17 protein-coding genes, 1 tRNA gene and 1 other RNA gene are annotated in these 14996 nt (G+C 61.3%); 10 read left to right on the forward strand and 9 right to left on the reverse strand.

The genetic code is table 11. The features are described from left to right. Window positions 1–49: 49 nt before the first annotated feature. Together KCG44_RS07580 and KCG44_RS07585 are read right to left on the reverse strand one after the other, a co-directional pair. The gene (locus KCG44_RS07580) at window positions 50–520 is read right to left on the reverse strand and encodes a Cif family virulence factor (protein WP_218445322.1); all 471 of its coding nucleotides are present in this window, start codon (window positions 518–520) and stop codon (window positions 50–52) included. A gap of 3 nt (window positions 521–523) precedes the next feature. Continuing rightward, window positions 524–745 (reverse strand): hypothetical protein, encoded by a 222-nt coding sequence (locus KCG44_RS07585; RefSeq protein WP_218445324.1) that lies wholly within the window; start codon window positions 743–745, stop codon window positions 524–526. Window positions 746–822: 77 nt separating this feature from the next. On the opposite strand from KCG44_RS07585, the gene KCG44_RS07590 reads away from it, so the two are divergent. After that, entirely contained in the window at window positions 823–1167 is a 345-nt protein-coding gene (locus tag KCG44_RS07590) for a ribose-phosphate pyrophosphokinase (RefSeq protein ID WP_218445326.1), read from the forward strand. A gap of 79 nt (window positions 1168–1246) precedes the next feature. Here the strand turns inward: KCG44_RS07590 and ypfJ are convergent, their stop codons facing one another. Further along, the gene (gene ypfJ, locus KCG44_RS07595) at window positions 1247–2134 is read right to left on the reverse strand and encodes a KPN_02809 family neutral zinc metallopeptidase (RefSeq protein ID WP_218445328.1); all 888 of its coding nucleotides are present in this window, start codon (window positions 2132–2134) and stop codon (window positions 1247–1249) included. Between the two features lie 707 nt (window positions 2135–2841). On the opposite strand from ypfJ, the gene KCG44_RS07600 reads away from it, so the two are divergent. The 6 genes from KCG44_RS07600 to KCG44_RS07625 all read left to right on the forward strand — a co-directional run bounded on the left by KCG44_RS07600 (window position 2842) and on the right by KCG44_RS07625 (window position 8578). Continuing rightward, complete coding sequence (locus tag KCG44_RS07600; protein ID WP_218445329.1) at window positions 2842–3381, forward strand: hypothetical protein; 540 nt, start codon at window positions 2842–2844, stop codon at window positions 3379–3381. Window positions 3382–3447: 66 nt separating this feature from the next. Continuing rightward, entirely contained in the window at window positions 3448–4032 is a 585-nt protein-coding gene (locus KCG44_RS07605; RefSeq protein ID WP_218445330.1) for a fasciclin domain-containing protein, read from the forward strand. A gap of 171 nt (window positions 4033–4203) precedes the next feature. Then, on the forward strand, window positions 4204–5403 hold the full coding sequence (locus KCG44_RS07610) for an AI-2E family transporter (protein ID WP_218445332.1): 1200 nt from the start codon (window positions 4204–4206) through the stop codon (window positions 5401–5403). A gap of 247 nt (window positions 5404–5650) precedes the next feature. After that, a tRNA-Asp gene (locus KCG44_RS07615) sits at window positions 5651–5727 on the forward strand. A gap of 149 nt (window positions 5728–5876) precedes the next feature. Next, window positions 5877–6974, forward strand: a complete 1098-nt coding sequence (locus KCG44_RS07620) for a membrane dipeptidase (protein ID WP_218445333.1) — start codon at window positions 5877–5879, stop codon at window positions 6972–6974. A gap of 80 nt (window positions 6975–7054) precedes the next feature. Continuing rightward, window positions 7055–8578: a cryptochrome/photolyase family protein gene (locus tag KCG44_RS07625; protein ID WP_218445334.1), complete on the forward strand. Its 1524-nt coding sequence runs from the start codon at window positions 7055–7057 to the stop codon at window positions 8576–8578. A gap of 63 nt (window positions 8579–8641) precedes the next feature. Here KCG44_RS07625 and KCG44_RS07630 read toward each other — a convergent pair whose 3' ends face one another. The 6 genes from KCG44_RS07630 to KCG44_RS07650 form a co-directional block, all read right to left on the reverse strand. Continuing rightward, the gene (locus KCG44_RS07630; protein ID WP_218445335.1) at window positions 8642–8950 is read right to left on the reverse strand and encodes a chorismate mutase; all 309 of its coding nucleotides are present in this window, start codon (window positions 8948–8950) and stop codon (window positions 8642–8644) included. Further along, window positions 8947–9162, reverse strand: a complete 216-nt coding sequence (locus KCG44_RS07635; RefSeq protein WP_218445336.1) for a DUF2842 domain-containing protein — start codon at window positions 9160–9162, stop codon at window positions 8947–8949. The genes KCG44_RS07630 and KCG44_RS07635 overlap by 4 nt, the downstream gene beginning before the upstream one ends. Further along, the gene (locus KCG44_RS07640) at window positions 9159–9725 is read right to left on the reverse strand and encodes a 5-formyltetrahydrofolate cyclo-ligase (RefSeq protein WP_218445338.1); all 567 of its coding nucleotides are present in this window, start codon (window positions 9723–9725) and stop codon (window positions 9159–9161) included. Before KCG44_RS07640 ends, KCG44_RS07635 begins: the two co-directional genes overlap by 4 nt. Window positions 9726–9763: 38 nt before the next feature. Further along, a non-coding RNA gene (gene ssrS / locus KCG44_RS14620) (6S RNA) lies at window positions 9764–9920 on the reverse strand. Between the two features lie 11 nt (window positions 9921–9931). Then, complete coding sequence (locus KCG44_RS07645) at window positions 9932–10282, reverse strand: cell division protein ZapA (protein ID WP_218445339.1); 351 nt, start codon at window positions 10280–10282, stop codon at window positions 9932–9934. Beyond that, complete coding sequence (locus tag KCG44_RS07650) at window positions 10282–10506, reverse strand: hypothetical protein (protein ID WP_218445340.1); 225 nt, start codon at window positions 10504–10506, stop codon at window positions 10282–10284. Before KCG44_RS07650 ends, KCG44_RS07645 begins: the two co-directional genes overlap by 1 nt. 156 nt (window positions 10507–10662) lie before the next feature. Between KCG44_RS07650 and tkt the strand changes: the two genes are divergently transcribed. From tkt to KCG44_RS07665, 3 genes are all read left to right on the forward strand, one after another. Next, entirely contained in the window at window positions 10663–12654 is a 1992-nt protein-coding gene (tkt, locus tag KCG44_RS07655; RefSeq protein WP_218445341.1) for a transketolase, read from the forward strand. A gap of 16 nt (window positions 12655–12670) precedes the next feature. Further along, on the forward strand, window positions 12671–13675 hold the full coding sequence (gene gap / locus KCG44_RS07660; protein WP_218445343.1) for a type I glyceraldehyde-3-phosphate dehydrogenase: 1005 nt from the start codon (window positions 12671–12673) through the stop codon (window positions 13673–13675). 118 nt (window positions 13676–13793) lie between these two features. Then, the gene (locus KCG44_RS07665; protein ID WP_218445344.1) at window positions 13794–14987 is read left to right on the forward strand and encodes a phosphoglycerate kinase; all 1194 of its coding nucleotides are present in this window, start codon (window positions 13794–13796) and stop codon (window positions 14985–14987) included. Window positions 14988–14996 lie beyond the last annotated feature (9 nt).

A 14996-nucleotide genomic window follows, 5' to 3' on the forward strand; every position in this document is an offset into this window, starting at 1 on the left:
TCTGGATGTTTGATGTGGGTACGCGGTGCACGCGCTTCTGATTGCGCCTCTATGGGGCGCTGGGCGCGATATCCAGGTCACCGGATTCGATGTGCCAGTCACCGGCAGAACTGGCCGGGCGGCGCAGGGTGTAGACACCGCTGTAGGAGCGGCCGGTGCCGTCGCTCATCAGATCCTCGACATTGACCGGGACCGTGACGACCGCAAAGTCGTCCTTGATGCCGACATCGATCATTTCACCGATCTCCACCGCGGTCAGTTCGGTTTCCGCAAAGCCGCGCATGAAAGTCTGGAAGGCGTCCGGATCGGCCTTGGGGTCCTGCCCCCATAATTGCCATGCCGTGTCGAAATCGCGCTGCGATATGGCGTCATAATACGCCTTGATGACCGCCTTGGGCCCGGTAGCGGCGGCCTCTTCGGCTTCCTGCGTCGGTTCGTCGGGCGCGGTTTCGGCGGTGCATGAGACGGTAAGCGCGAGCGCGGGGGCGAAAAAAACCGCGGGAAGAATCGATCTGAACATGCGTCAGATGATGCCGCCCCCAATCATCAGACGCAAGGTCGCCACGATGAGAATGAAGATGTTCAGATTGCGCCCCATATTGCTGCTCGACATCGCCCCGAGCGCGCCGCCAAATATGGCAATTGGCAGCGAAATCCAGTTCGCCCATCCCAGCAGCGGGATCAGGCCGGGAATTACGAAAAGCAATGCGATGAGGCCCAGGAAGATAGAGGCAATGTTGAGCATGAACGGACATCCCTATGTGTATTACGGGGGTACGACACCTATTTAGAACGCGGCGGCGTGTATGCAAGGGGAATGGCATGTTTCTCGACCCCGAAGAATTGCGCGCATTCTTGATCGCAGCCGCCCGTGCCCGCGAGTCCGTTACCTATTCCGAAGCGCTCCAGAGCCAGGGATATGCCTTCACGCGTCCGAAGATGCGCGCGCTGTGTTCTGTCCTGGGCGATATCGACGCCGAAGGGCGCGGCCGGGACGAGCCGGAACTGGCCGTTCTCGTCGTCCGGCAGTCCGATGGGTTGCCCGGACAGGGCTGGTGGACGATGGGGGGCGCAGATGGCTATTCCGGACCTTGGGAAGGGCCAGAAGCACGGCGGCATGTCACATGCCTGCAAAACCGCGCGTTCGACTATTGGGGCGGTGCCTAGACGGTTAGATCAGGCCTGGCGTCACCGTCCGTACGCATATCCGATCGCAGGTCGGTAGCGCGGCCGTCCGACCTTGCGCCTAAGCGCCAAACGTGTCGCAGCTGCTGGGGTCGCCCGTTTGCAGGCCGCGCTGGAACCATTCCTGACGCTGCGCCGAGCTGCCATGGGTGAAGCTGTCGGGAACGACATAGCCCTGCGCCTCGCGCTGAAGGCGGTCATCACCGATCGCATTGGCGGCGGCGAGCGCCTCCTGAATATCGCCGCGCTCAAGATATTCGCGGTTTTCATAGGCGAATACGCCGGCATAGCAGTCAGCCTGCAATTCCATCTTTACCTGTAGCGCGTTGGATTCCGTGCGACCCGCGCGTGCCTGCATCTGGCGCACCCGGTCGGAAATGCCGGTGACGGTCTGGATATGATGGCCGACCTCATGCGCGACGACATAGGCGGCCGCGAAATCACCGGCGCCTCCCATCTGCGCGAGCTGATCGAAAAAGCTGGTGTCGATATAGATGCGCTGATCCGCCGGACAGTAGAACGGACCCGTCGCAGATTGCGCCGTACCGCAGCCGGATTGCCCGCGGCCTGCGTAGAAGATCAGCGTAGGTTCGGGATAGTCGGCACCCTGCTGGGCGAATTCAGCGTTCCATACATCCTCGGTGTCGGCAAGGACGACACATGTGAAGGCATGTATTTCGCTTCGTTCGCAGCCTTCGCCGCTGCCTGCCGCGGCGGGTGCGGCCTGTTGCTGCACGGCGGGCTGGCCGCCGCCCATGCCAAGGACCGAAAGCGGGTTGCCGCCCAGGATCCAGATGACGATGCCGATCACGATGAGCGTGCCGATGCCCATGCCGCTTTTGCCGCCGATCGGAAGACCGCCGCCGCGGCGTCCCATGCGGAAGCCACCGCCGCCTCTGCCGGTCTGATCGCCAATATTGCTGCTACGCCTGCGGCCACGCCATTTCATCGCACAGTCTTCCCTTTTTTCGTCTTCATGCACAGGACGCGCGACGGACCATGCCGGTTCCCGTTCGAAAAGGATAGCCGCCAGGATCCGCCGGATCGCGCTCTTTTTTGACTTCGCCGGAATTCCAGAGACAGCAACAGTCACCCACGGCTGTTCCCGATGGCTGATGGCCATGACCGCGATACCTCGTCGCATTCCAGGTGGATCAGGGTTGACGATCCCTGACCGCGCGGCAATAATCCCGGCCAGCATCAATTTAGTGAAAGGAGGTGATCCGATGTCTCATGGTTCAGAAGCGAGGTCGGTTCAGTCCGTTCGGAGGATCGCTGCCTAAACGCGGCAATGAAGGGTCTTCCGGGCCGCACTCCGGCCACTGACCATGTATGAGGGTCGTCATTTCTTTACTGAAATGGCGGCCCTTTTCATTTGGGGCGATAGGATCCGGCCTTGTCACATCTTTGGCGGAACGACCGCAACGCTGACGACCGTCGCCGCTGGTACGCTGGTGACGCAGATTGAGGGGCAGGGCATGAAACCGACCCGGGTCGATGGCGGTGCTGTCCATATACCCGAAGGGGATGCGGTGGCGCTAATGGCGTCATTCACGAAATTAATTCGGTACTGCTTCCGTAAACCGAAGGAATATCCGATCGCGACAATGACGGGCTGCCTTGACGGGTGGCCCGTTTTTGCGTGAGCAGGGCGCAATGAAGACACGCATATTCTCCGCCGGCATCGGGCTGCTCCTGACCGCATGCGGCGGGATCACGCCGCCGTCCGCCCAGCAGCGGGAGGCAGCGCGCGCGGCATTGCCGCCCTTGATCGAAGGCGTTGCGCAGTCGCAGCGCACGAAAGGGCGCGTCATCGCGCTTCGCTGGGATATCGATGATCTGGTGCTGACGCCTGAGCGCTGGTCCTGGCGCGAGGTCGAGGTCATTGCGGAAAGCACCGAACGGGGCGCCGAAGCCGTCACGACGGAATGGACGGTCTCGCTAAACCCCGCCGATCTTGGCGACCAGGTACCCGCCAGCCTGTCCCGCCAGGCATGGGGGTTGCAAATGGTCTGCGCCGAAGGCGGCTGTATCACGCGGTCCGGAACGCGCACGACCATCCTTGATGGGGAGCGGACGATCGAGGTGCTGCCCGAAGAGCGCGTGCGGCGCGCCGAGTGGCTGTTCGAAGATTATGAAGTGCGCGACGACGCCATTTTGCTGGTGAAGACCGCGCTTGGCTACCTTCCCCGATAACGCGCCCTTTTGCGTTCGGCTGAAAGCCGCTAAAGCTGGCGCGTTCATTATGCGGGGAGAGAGAAAATGCTTAAAACAACAACATTCCTTACAATTTTCGGTGTTGCCGGACTTGGTCTGGCGGCGTGCGATGCCCCCGAACGCGATCCGCGCGTGAAGGTGGATGAACCGGTCGTCGAAGAACCAGCCGGTCCGTCAATGAGCGAAGTCGTCGGCACGAAGGAAGAACTGTCGCAATTTGTCGCGGCAATCGGCCCCGACACGGCCAATATGGGGCCGTATCTGGACGGTGCGAAGAACATGACGCTGCTGGCACCCAGCAACGACGCCTTCGACAGCATGGAGCCGACTGCCAAGGCATTCCTGTTCGACGAAGCAAACCGCCCATCGCTCAGGGCTGCGCTGGGCTATCACATGTTGCGCGGAGATCTGGACGCCGCCGCAATCATGGAACGGATCGCCGCCGATGAAGATGGTGAGATCACGCTGCCAAACAATGCGCGCACGCCGATGACGGCGAAAATGGTCGATGACGCACTGGTGATCGTCGATGCGCGCGGCAATGAGGCGAAGGTGCTGAGCGCCGATATTCCGACCGCCAATGGTACCGTGCATATCATCGATACGGTGCTGATGCTGCCAGAGGGCTGACGCGCACTGACCGCCATTGGCCGCCGCCATTCAGGGGTGGCCAATGGCGATCGGACGTCATCGTCCGGGCGCGGGCATGCAACTGAATACGGCTTTGGTGGTTGGTCGTTCCAGGCGAACATCGTCGCTGGCACGATAAAGGCAAAGGGGCATGGCCACGTGGAAGAGGCAATGGTGACTGCGGCTGCGGAACGGTCGTCACGGCCGGGTACACCGATACAGCCGCCGCCCTCGCGTAGGGTGGAAAGCCGCCGGATCGCCTATCGCCGCGATCGCCTGTTGAGCGCGCTCAATCTGATCATGGCGGCGGCTTTGCTGCTTGCGCTTCCCTTTGCGCTGCAGGCCGGGTCGGCGTTTTTCCTGCCCCTGACGGCGGGGCTGACCATCGGCATGATGCTTGTGCCGCTGCAATTGCGGCTGGAGCGCTTCATGCCCGGTGTTCTTGCCGCGACAACCAATATTTTTCTTTGTTTCGGTGTGATTGCCATTGTCAGCTATGTTATCGTGACACCGGCGCTGGCATGGCTGAACGCGCTTCCCGAGCGGATGTACAATGTCCGGATCAATCTGGACCCGCTCATCGACATGTTCGACACTGTGGACCGTTCCGTCGACCGCCTGTCCGAAGAGCTTGGTGTCGATACGGCAACGCAGCAGGAACCGGTCATGGTGGTCGATGCGCCGCGTTCTGTGTACGAGGCGGCCACCACGGCGGCGCCAAGCGCGCTCATTCAGACCTTTTTCGCACTGCTCATCCTGCTGTTTTTCCTCGCGACGTTCACGCGGATGCGCAAGCGTCTGGTCGCCTCGACGGGTACGGAGATCGGCGGCGATACGGCGGACCGGCTGCTGACGGATGTCGCGTCCGACACCGGACGCTATGTCGGCGTGATCGCCGCGATCAACATCGTGCTCGGCATCGTGGTGACGGTCGTCTTTTACCTGATCGGGGTGGAAACGCCGTGGATGTGGGGCGGCCTTGCCGCACTCCTTAATTTCGTGCCCTATGCCGGGCCGGTGGTGTTCTTCTTTCTCGCAACGCTCGGGGGTATGGCGACGGCGGCGGACCCGCTGACGGGCATGGTGCCCGCGCTTGCCTATCTGGCGATCAACCTCACCGAAGCGTATATTTTTACGCCATTGCTGCTGGGGCGGCGGTTTCACGTCAATCCGCTGCTCATCATGGTCGCGCTCAGCTTCTGGGGATGGGTATGGGGTGCCGTCGGTGCCCTTTTGGCGGTGCCGTTGCTCATCATCACCAAATCCCTGTTCGAGCGCATCGGCGGCCCCAATGTGACAGGGTTTCTGCTCGACCAGAGTACGTTGATCAGAGAGCGCCCGTTGAGAGCCGATCGGAAAAACGAGACGTAACGAGGCTGCGGATACCAAAAGGCGGGCCGAAGCGCTTCCGGACGATGACGCCGCGGCACATTCACGGCCGGCCACACCGGATGATGACAAAAGCGGGGCATTTCATTCAGGAAGATTGTGGCACTCAACGGCCGCGCGAGATTATTTCGGTCATGAATCTGGATTAAGCGAACAGTTGCTTGACGAATCCCGGTGCGCCTCATAGGGACGCGCCTTCGCTGCTGAATATGGCAGCGACCAAGGATGCGCGGGTGTAGCTCAGTTGGTTAGAGCGCCGGCCTGTCACGCCGGAGGCCGCGGGTTCAAGTCCCGTCACTCGCGCCATCCTTTCCCCTGAAAATAGTGATGCGCACTCCCGGGGGACCTACCTTCGCGATGTGGAGCGGTTGACTATAACTTGACCCGGGTCATATCTCGCAGTCCACCTGCGATGAAGGCCAGTGCCAATGCCGAATTTCAGCCGAAGAATGTTCATGGGGACCGCGGCGGCGGGTCTGGTGTCAGCCTGCGCCCGAAAAGAAGGGCTTGGTGTTTCCGCCGGATCGCAGGACCGGATTTACGTCGATGGGCTGAGTTTCCTGCGTGGTCCGGCCGACGACCTCAAGGCCTCGGGCCTGAATGCCGCGATCATTGATGCCTCCGAGGTGACCGAGATCGTGCGCCCGGACGGATCCCTAGGCTGGATTCGGACTTTCGAGGCCTGCGACAGGCATATCGATGAAATCAAGGCGTCGACCGGAGGCACGTATAGCGGCGCGTTCATCGCCGAGTCGGGCTCCGACATCGGCCGAACCGGCGACCTTGCGGTATTCCTGCAATTTCAGTCCTGCGAACCTATTGAGGATCAGCTGGACCGGATCGGCTATTTCCACGCGAAAGGCCTGCGTGTCCTGCAGTTCACGCACCATCATGACAATCTGTTCGCCGGGGGGGCGCTGGAACCGGCTCAAAGCGGGCTGACGTCGCTTGGCCGGGATGGGCTGAGGGAGATGAACCGGCTGGGGATCATTCCCGACGTGTCGCACAGTTCAGAGCCGACCGCGCTGGATGTGGCGGCGATGTCAAAAACGCCCTTCATCCTGTCGCACGGCGCGTGCCGCGCGATTGTCGACAATCCGAGATGCGCGACTGACGACATGATCCGCGGCGTCGCGAATTCGGGCGGTGCCATGGGCGTCTTCATGATGAGCTTCTGGCTGACCGACGAGCCGGTGCCGACCGTCGATCACTATATCCGGAATCTTCGGCATCTCGTAAATGTCGGCGGCATTGACGCTGCCGCGATTGCCAATGATTTTCCGATGAGCGGTCAGCAGGAACTGCGCGCGCTGAACAATGATAATGCCGAGGGCGTGAAACAATATCACGACTGGTGGAAATCCATTGACGCCAGCGGCGTGCCCGGGTTTGACCGCCTGCCTGTGCACGTCGTCATTCCCGAACTCAACACCATCCACCGGATGAAGCTGATCGAGCAGGCGCTGGAGCGGGACCCTTCTTTCCGCAGCAGCGATATCGACAAGATCATGGGCGGAAACTGGCAGCGCGTCCTGACGGACGTGCTTGGCTAGCGCCGACGTGCGCTGATATGGCCCGGCAGTTGATCAGATAGCGGATTTTGCCGCGCGGTCGCTCACGCTAAACCGCTTACATGAAACTTGTTTACATTCTCGGCGATCAACTGACCCGAACGCTGGCGTCGCTGCGCGGCTGTACGAAGGACGACACCGTCATTCTGATGGCGGAGCTGGATGAAGAGACCAGCTATGTGTCGCACCATAAACAAAAGCTGGTCTTCATCCTGTCGGCGATGCGCCACTTTGCAGAGGAGCTGCGCGGGGATGGCTGGACGGTTGATTATGTGAAGCTGGACGATCGCGGGAATAGCGGCAGTTTTACCGGTGAACTGGCGCGCGCGCTGGAGCGGCATGACGTCAGGGAAGTTCGTGCGGTCAAGGCGGGGGAATGGCGTGTTCTGAGCGCGATGGAGACGTGGGAAGACCGCTTTAATGTCGATGTGCGCCTGTTCGATGATGATCGCTATATCTGCGAGATTTCCGAGTTCGCGCACTGGGCCGAGGGGCGCAAACAGCTGCGCATGGAGTATTTCTACCGTGAAATGCGGCGAAAAACCGGTCTGCTGCTGGACGAAGATGGCAAGCCTGAGGGCGGCAAGTGGAACTATGATAGCGAAAATCGCAAACCGGCCGAAACCGACATGTTCATGCCGAAGCGCGCCGGTTTCACGCCGGACGAGGTGACGAGGGATGTAATGGCGCTGATCGACCAGCGCTTTTCCGGCAATATCGGTAATCTCGATACATTCGCTTTTGCCGTCACGCGGGACGATGCCGAAGCGGTGTTCGCGGCATTTCTGCAGGATTCGCTGGCACGCTTCGGCGATTTTCAGGATGCCATGCTGACGGGTGAGGCGTTTCTGTATCATGCGATCATCTCACCCTATCTGAATATCGGTTTGCTCGACCCGCTCAAGGTCTGCCAGCAGGTCGAAGCGGCCTATAGGGCAGGGGACGCGCCGCTGAACGCCGCCGAGGGATTTATCCGCCAGATCATTGGATGGCGCGAATATGTGCGCGGCATCTACTGGCGCGAAATGCCGGACTATGCGCAGCGCAATTTCCTGAAGGCGGACCGTGACCTGCCGACCTTTTACTGGACGGGTGAGACGGATATGCACTGCCTGTCGCAGGCGATCGGGCAGACCATCGACCATGCCTATGCGCATCATATCCAGCGGCTGATGATTACCGGCAATTTCGCGCTGCTGATCGGCGCAGACCCGCATCAGGTGCATGAATGGTATCTGGAGGTTTACGCAGACGCCTATGAATGGGTTGAGCTGCCCAATACGCTTGGTATGAGCCAGTTTGGCGATGGTGGTCTCCTGGCATCGAAACCCTACGCATCTTCAGGATCTTACATCAACAAGATGTCAGATTACTGCAAGTCCTGCCGATATGATGTCGGCAAGAAAACCGGCGACGGGGCATGCCCATTCAACGCACTATACTGGCATTTCCTGGACCGGAACCGGGAGCGACTGGATGGCAATCACCGGCTCACCATGCCGTACCGGACATGGGACCGGATGGATCATGAAAAGCAGGATGCATATCGGGAAAGCGCGCGAAAGTTCTTGAACGAACTGGGTTAGGTCTCATTTTCCCATCACGGCCGCGAATGGTGCCATGACGCACCTGTCCGGCCGGGCGCTTATTCAGCGCGCGTCGAACTTGACGAATTCATGTGCGATGGAACGCTCCACCAGCAGTTCATAAAGATCGCCAACCAGGCGATCGTCGAGGCCGCCTGCGCGCGCGGCGGCTTTCGCCTTGGCGATGACATCCGCCTTCCGCGCCTCGTCCCGGACCGTGTCGCGTGTCGGTTTGACGCGCGCGGCGGCCTCGATATAGCGCATGCGCTCGGCAAGGCGGCTGACGATCTGGCGGTCCAGTTCGTCAATACCGGCGCGGATGTCTGCCATCGTCTGGCAGTCCGCCGGAGCAACGATCTGATCTCGCGTCATTTAAAGCGTCCGGTCTCGATCCAGACAATGACCGGCTTCAGCGGGAAGACCCAGAGGATACCAAGCACGATCCAGATCGGCAGTTGCAGCAATATCGGCAATGTCAGGATCGGGTCGGCCAGACCCATGATGATACCCGAATAGATCGCAATGAACGCGATAATGCCGAGCACGCCAAGCGGCTTTCTGAGTTTTGGTGTTTCGTCCGTCATGCGCGGGCATATAGCCGTGTCGGCGTGGCGATCATATCGAGCATTTCGTCCCATGTGTCAGTGGGGACCTCCTCCACCATCTGACAGTCCCAGGCGAGCCCGATTGTCGTCAGCGGACCCTCCCCCCTCAGCGCCGATATGCAGCGATCGAAATGGCCCTGTCCCTGACCCAGACGGTCGCCGGCCGGTGTCGCGCCGACAAGCGGCACGAGGAGCACGTCCGGCCGCGACGGCGCGGCACGGGAAGGCGGCTGCATGACGCCCCACGGGCCGGGCTCCAGCGCTCCGGTGACATTTCGAAACATCATCGGAGACGCCCGGTTGGAAAACCACGGCAAAGCGATGACGCCCTTGCCCCTTTCCTCGATAGCGGCAGGATTGATCTCATGCCCCATGGGCGCATAGCTGCCGAGACAGGATGCCGCGGCGACGACATCCTGAATCTGTTCGGCGACCGCCTGTTCGGCGGCGCGGCGTCCGGTATCGGAAAGTCCGCCGACATGGGCGGCGCGGGCCGCTCTCAGATCGCGGCGGAGGCGGTCTTTCGCACTTAGGTCATGCATGCGGGACGTGTCTCTGGCTGGGCGGGGCAGGATAAGGTGACGGAACCGCCATGGCCGTTAGCAGGAATATCCTCTGACGCCTAATACGTCAGGTGGGGGCCATATGCGTCGGGTCTAGGACCCGGGCAGGGACAGCTCCCTTGGATGTCTTATCGCCTCAGGGATGTTCGCTTCGCGCGTACCTGGCAGTATCCGTCAGGGATCAGTTAGGCGGTCGCGGCCTGTTTCTCAAGCAGATCGGCAATCTGGTTCACGCGCGCCGCGGCCGCGTCGACGGCTTCCCGTGCGCGCGCGTCGGCGTCCGGGACCGGTGCGGGTATATCCGCGGCGACATCGGCCGACGTTGCCGTGCGGCCCGCCAATTCCGTCAATTCATCGGCGAGCATGATCGCCGACATCAGGAGCAGGCGGGTCTCGGGAACCTGACCCAGCTGGTTCGCAAGCATCTCCGCCTTTTCATTCACCCGGCCGGCCAGGCCAACCAGCAGGTCTTCCTCACCATCCTTGCAGGCCAGGGGATAGCTGCGCCCGCCGACACTCACGCGTACCTGACCCATCAGCGCATCTCCGCAATCGTCAGCAACCGATCGAGTTCTCCGATCGCCTCGTCTGTTTCCCCCAGCAGCGCGTCATGTTTGCGGCGCAGCTGGTCTCGCTCCGCCTTTATGGCGGCAAGGGCACCACCGGGAGCCTCCCGCGCCGTGCGCGCCGCCGACTCGAGTCGCGCAAGCGCATCGTCGAGTTGACGCAGGGACTGGTCGAAACTGATGGATCCAGACATTCTAAAAACGTCCATGTAACAATTATTTGGAGCGTCAGCGTAAGACACGACCTCATGATTCGTCAAATGTCCGCGATCGCGGGTGGTTGACCCAAGGGGGGCGTCTGTCCAGAAGACACGCGCAACCGTGCGCGCCAGCCAAAAAAAGGGCCTGACTTGACCGCTAGCCACAATGACCTCGCCAACGCCATCAGGGCGCTTTCCATGGACGCCGTCCAGGCCGCGAATAGCGGGCATCCGGGAATGCCGATGGGAATGGCCGATGCGGCGACCGTCCTGTTCACAAAACATCTGAAATACGATCCCACGCGTCCTGACTGGGCCGACCGGGACCGGTTCGTCCTGTCCGCCGGACACGGATCAATGCTGATCTACAGCCTGCTATATCTGACCGGCTATGCGGCGCCCACGATAGACGACATTCGCAATTTCCGGCAGACCGGCAGCCCGTGCGCGGGCCACCCGGAAAATTTCCTGCTGGACGGCGTGGAGGCGACGACGGGACCGCTTGGACAAGGTCTGGCGATGGCCGTCGGCATGGCCATGGCGGAACGCCATTTGAACGCACGCTTCGGCGACGCGCTGGTCGATCACAGAACATGGGTTTTGGCGGGTGATGGCTGCCTGATGGAAGGCATTAATCACGAGGCTGTCGGATTGGCCGGGCATTTGCAGCTTGGCCGGCTGAACGTCATCTGGGACGATAATCGCATCACGATCGACGGGCCGACCGATCTGTCGACGAGCGAAGACATCAAGGCGCGCTATGCCGCCACCGGCTGGCATGTGGTCGAATGCGACGCGCATGACGCCGGGGCGCTGGACGCCGCGATGAAAGCCGCGAAGGCCGATCCCCGGCCCAGCCTGATCGCCGCGCGCTCCATTATCGGCTACGGCGCGCCCACCAAGCAGGGAACGTCGGCCACGCATGGTGCGCCGCTCGGTCCCGACGAAATTGCAGGAACGCGCGACGCGCTTGGCTGGAATGCGGAGCCCTTCGTCATTCCCGACAATGTCCTGTCGGCATGGCGCAGTGCAGGCGAACGCGGCGCGGAAATGAGCGCGTCATGGCGGAGTAAGGCGGAACGTCAGCCCGAGTGGGATGACTTTTCCGCGGCAATGTCAGGCGAAATCGGCGATGCGCTCGAAACCGCCATCGAAGCCCACATTGCCGGGCTGATCGACGCGCCGGTGAAGGAAGCGACCCGCAAATCGAGCGAGGAAACGCTGAAGGTCGTCAATGCGGCGCTCGCCAATACGATTGGCGGTTCTGCCGACCTCACCGGCTCCAACAACACGCGCACAGCCGATCTGGGAATTTTTTCGGCGGAAAATTACGCCGGACGCTATGTCTATTACGGCATTCGCGAATTTGGCATGGCCGCCGCGATGAACGGCATGGCGCTGCATGGCGGCGTCATACCTTATGGCGGCACATTCCTGATTTTCAGCGATTATTCGCGTCCCGCGATCCGCCTGGGCGCGCTGCAGCAGACCCGCGCGGTCCACGTTCTGACGCATGACAGCATCGGCCTTGGCGAAGATGGTCCGACGCATCAGCCGGTCGAGCAGGTCATGACGCTGCGGGCGATCCCGAATCTGAATGTGTTCCGTCCGGCGGATGCTGTCGAAACGGCGGAATGCTGGGCGCTGGCGCTGCAGTCGAAAGAGGCGCCCTCGGTACTTGCCCTTACCCGGCAGGGTTTGCCGCAGATGCGTAAGGAGGGCGTGGTCGGCAATCTGTCTTCACGCGGGGCGTACCGGCTGAAAGCCGCCGATGCGGAGCGGAAGGTGATCTTCCTGGCCACTGGTTCCGAAGTGCATCTGGCCATGAACGCGGCCGCGCAGCTTGAGAATGAAGGCGTCGGCTGCGACGTGATTTCCATGCCATGCTGGGAGCTGTTTCGGCAGCAGCCGGACAGCTACCGCCGGGACCTGCTGCCGGATGTCGATCCTTCGCGGATCCTGCGCGTTTCCATAGAGGCTGGTGTAACGCTGGGCTGGGCCGAATATACCATGGCCAATGGCCTCAATATCGGCATTGACAGTTTCGGCGCGTCGGCGCCGGCAAGCGAGCTGTTCGAAAAATTCGGTTTCACGACGGACGCCGTCGTATCACGCGTAAAAGATAAATTAAACAAAAGCTAAGCGAGCGGAGTTCAGAATGACCACGAAAGTTTCGATCAACGGTTTCGGGCGCATTGGCCGCCTTGTGGCGCGCGCCATCCTGGAACGTACCGACCATGATTTTGAACTCGTTGCGATCAACGATCTGGCGGACGCGAAGGCGAACGCGCTGCTGTTCCAGTATGACAGTTCGCATGGCCGCTTCCCGGGGACCGTCACGGCTTCCGACGACAGCATCACTGTGAACGGCAAGACCATCGCCGTGACCTCGGAACGCGATCCGGGCAATCTGCCGCACAGGGATATGGGTGTCGAACTGGTGCTTGAGTGCACGGGCTTCTTCCAGTCTCATGAGGCTGCGCAGCCGCATATCGATGCCGGCGCGAAGCGCGTGCTGATCTCGGCGCCCGCGAAGAATGTCACGAAGACGGTCGTTTACGGCGTCAACCATGACTCGCTGACCGCAGAAGATATGATCGTTTCCAACGCGTCCTGCACGACGAACTGCCTGGCCCCTGTTGCCAAGGTTCTGAATGACACGGTCGGGATCGAGCGCGGCTTCATGACGACGATCCACAGCTACACCAATGACCAGCGCATGCTGGACCAGATGCACGGCGACATGCGGCGGGCCCGCGGCGGCGCGCAGAACATGATCCCGACAACCACAGGCGCCGCCCGCGCGGTTGGCCTGGTCCTGCCGGAACTGAACGGCAAGCTGGACGGCAGCTCGGTTCGGGTGCCGACACCGAATGTCAGCCTGATCGACCTCGTCTTCACGCCGAAGCGCGACACAAGCGCGGACGAATTGAATGCCGCGCTGAAGGCGGCGGCTGACGGCCCGATGAACGGCGTTCTGGACTTCACGGATCAGCCGCTCGTCAGCAGCGATTTCAACCATTATCCCGCAAGTTCGACGGTCGACAGCCTCGAAACGTCGGTGATGGAAGGAAAGCTCGCCCGCGTGGTGAGCTGGTACGACAATGAATGGGGCTTTTCGAACCGCATGATCGACACCGCAAAGGTGATGGCAGCGCTGTAAGCCACGAAAATTCCCTTCCTTTCCGTTACCGGAGGGGGAGGGCGCGGCGCCGGTGGTCGTCAGCGTGCGCCAGCGTTGACATCTTGCCCCTCTCCTGCGGAAGGGAATTGGAGACTATATGCCTGATTTCAGGACTCTCGACGATCTCGACGATCTGACCGGCAAGGTCGCGCTGGTACGCTGTGACCTGAATGTGCCGGTACGCGACGGCGACATTGGCGATGTGACGCGCCTGCGTTCGGCCATCCCGACGCTGACGGAATTGTCGGAAAAGGGTGCCAAGGTTCTTGTCCTTTCGCATTTCGGACGGCCCAAGGGTAAAGACGCGATGCTGAGCCTGTCGCCGATTTCCAGTGCGCTTGAGAAGGTGCTGGGCCGTGAAGTGATCTTCATCACCGAGACTTATGGTGACGCGGCGGCGCAGATGGTGGGCCTGATGAAAGCGGGCGATATCGCGTGTCTGGAGAACACACGCTTCCACGATGGGGAGACGAAGAACGATCCGGAACTGGCGAAGAAGATCGCGGCGCTTGGTGATATCTTCGTATCGGACGCGTTTTCCGCGGCGCACCGCGCGCATGTATCGACCGTGGGTGTCGCCGAACTGCTGCCCGCTTATGCGGGCCGGGCGATGGAGCGGGAGCTGTCGGCGCTGGACGCCGCGCTCGGCACGCCGGAACGGCCGGTGGCGGCTGTTGTCGGGGGCGCGAAAGTCTCGACGAAGCTCGACGTTCTCAACAATCTGGTGAAGAAGGTCGATCATCTGATCATCGGCGGCGGCATGGCGAATACCTTTCTCGCCGCGAAGGGTGTCGATGTCGGCGCCAGCCTTTGCGAGCATGACCTGACCGACACGGCGCTTCGCATCCTGTCGGCGGCGGAGGCGGCCAATTGCACCGTGCATCTGCCCTATGACGTCGTCTGCGCGCGGGAATTCGCCGCGAATGCGGAACATCGCACAGCCAATGTGCATGAAGTCGCCAAGGATGAAATGATCCTTGATATCGGCCCGGCCGCCGTCGAGGCGCTTGGCGATGTTCTGAAAACCTGCCGCACGCTGGTCTGGAACGGCCCGCTTGGCGCGTTTGAATTGGCACCATTCGATACCGCAACCGTGGCCCTGGCGCGAACGGCGGCGGCACTGACCAATGACGGCGGGCTGACGTCAGTTGCAGGCGGCGGCGATACCGTCGCCGCCCTCAATCATGCGGGTGTGGCCGACGACTTCAGCTTCGTTTCCACCGCAGGCGGTGCTTTCCTGGAATGGATGGAAGGCAAACCGCTCCCCGGTGTCGAGGCCCTGAAGCGATAGGGAAGGTCG

This window comes from Pacificimonas pallii (assembly GCF_019204005.1).
GTDB lineage: Bacteria > Pseudomonadota > Alphaproteobacteria > Sphingomonadales > Sphingomonadaceae > Pacificimonas > Pacificimonas pallii.

Coding starts and splice junctions, on each gene's coding strand:
- gap (WP_218445343.1), top strand. CDS start 12,671: ATGACCACGAAAGTTTCGATCAACGGTTTCGGGCGCATTGGCCGCCTT.
- KCG44_RS07630 (WP_218445335.1), bottom strand. CDS start 8,950: ATGACGCGAGATCAGATCGTTGCTCCGGCGGACTGCCAGACGATGGCA.
- KCG44_RS07625 (WP_218445334.1), top strand. CDS start 7,055: ATGAAACTTGTTTACATTCTCGGCGATCAACTGACCCGAACGCTGGCG.
- KCG44_RS07585 (WP_218445324.1), bottom strand. CDS start 745: ATGCTCAACATTGCCTCTATCTTCCTGGGCCTCATCGCATTGCTTTTC.
- KCG44_RS07610 (WP_218445332.1), top strand. CDS start 4,204: ATGGTGACTGCGGCTGCGGAACGGTCGTCACGGCCGGGTACACCGATA.
- KCG44_RS07665 (WP_218445344.1), top strand. CDS start 13,794: ATGCCTGATTTCAGGACTCTCGACGATCTCGACGATCTGACCGGCAAG.
- KCG44_RS07650 (WP_218445340.1), bottom strand. CDS start 10,506: ATGTCTGGATCCATCAGTTTCGACCAGTCCCTGCGTCAACTCGACGAT.
- KCG44_RS07635 (WP_218445336.1), bottom strand. CDS start 9,162: ATGACGGACGAAACACCAAAACTCAGAAAGCCGCTTGGCGTGCTCGGC.
- KCG44_RS07645 (WP_218445339.1), bottom strand. CDS start 10,282: ATGGGTCAGGTACGCGTGAGTGTCGGCGGGCGCAGCTATCCCCTGGCC.
- KCG44_RS07590 (WP_218445326.1), top strand. CDS start 823: ATGTTTCTCGACCCCGAAGAATTGCGCGCATTCTTGATCGCAGCCGCC.
- KCG44_RS07605 (WP_218445330.1), top strand. CDS start 3,448: ATGCTTAAAACAACAACATTCCTTACAATTTTCGGTGTTGCCGGACTT.
- KCG44_RS07580 (WP_218445322.1), bottom strand. CDS start 520: ATGTTCAGATCGATTCTTCCCGCGGTTTTTTTCGCCCCCGCGCTCGCG.
- ypfJ (WP_218445328.1), bottom strand. CDS start 2,134: ATGAAATGGCGTGGCCGCAGGCGTAGCAGCAATATTGGCGATCAGACC.
- KCG44_RS07640 (WP_218445338.1), bottom strand. CDS start 9,725: ATGCATGACCTAAGTGCGAAAGACCGCCTCCGCCGCGATCTGAGAGCG.
- KCG44_RS07620 (WP_218445333.1), top strand. CDS start 5,877: ATGGGGACCGCGGCGGCGGGTCTGGTGTCAGCCTGCGCCCGAAAAGAA.
- KCG44_RS07600 (WP_218445329.1), top strand. CDS start 2,842: ATGAAGACACGCATATTCTCCGCCGGCATCGGGCTGCTCCTGACCGCA.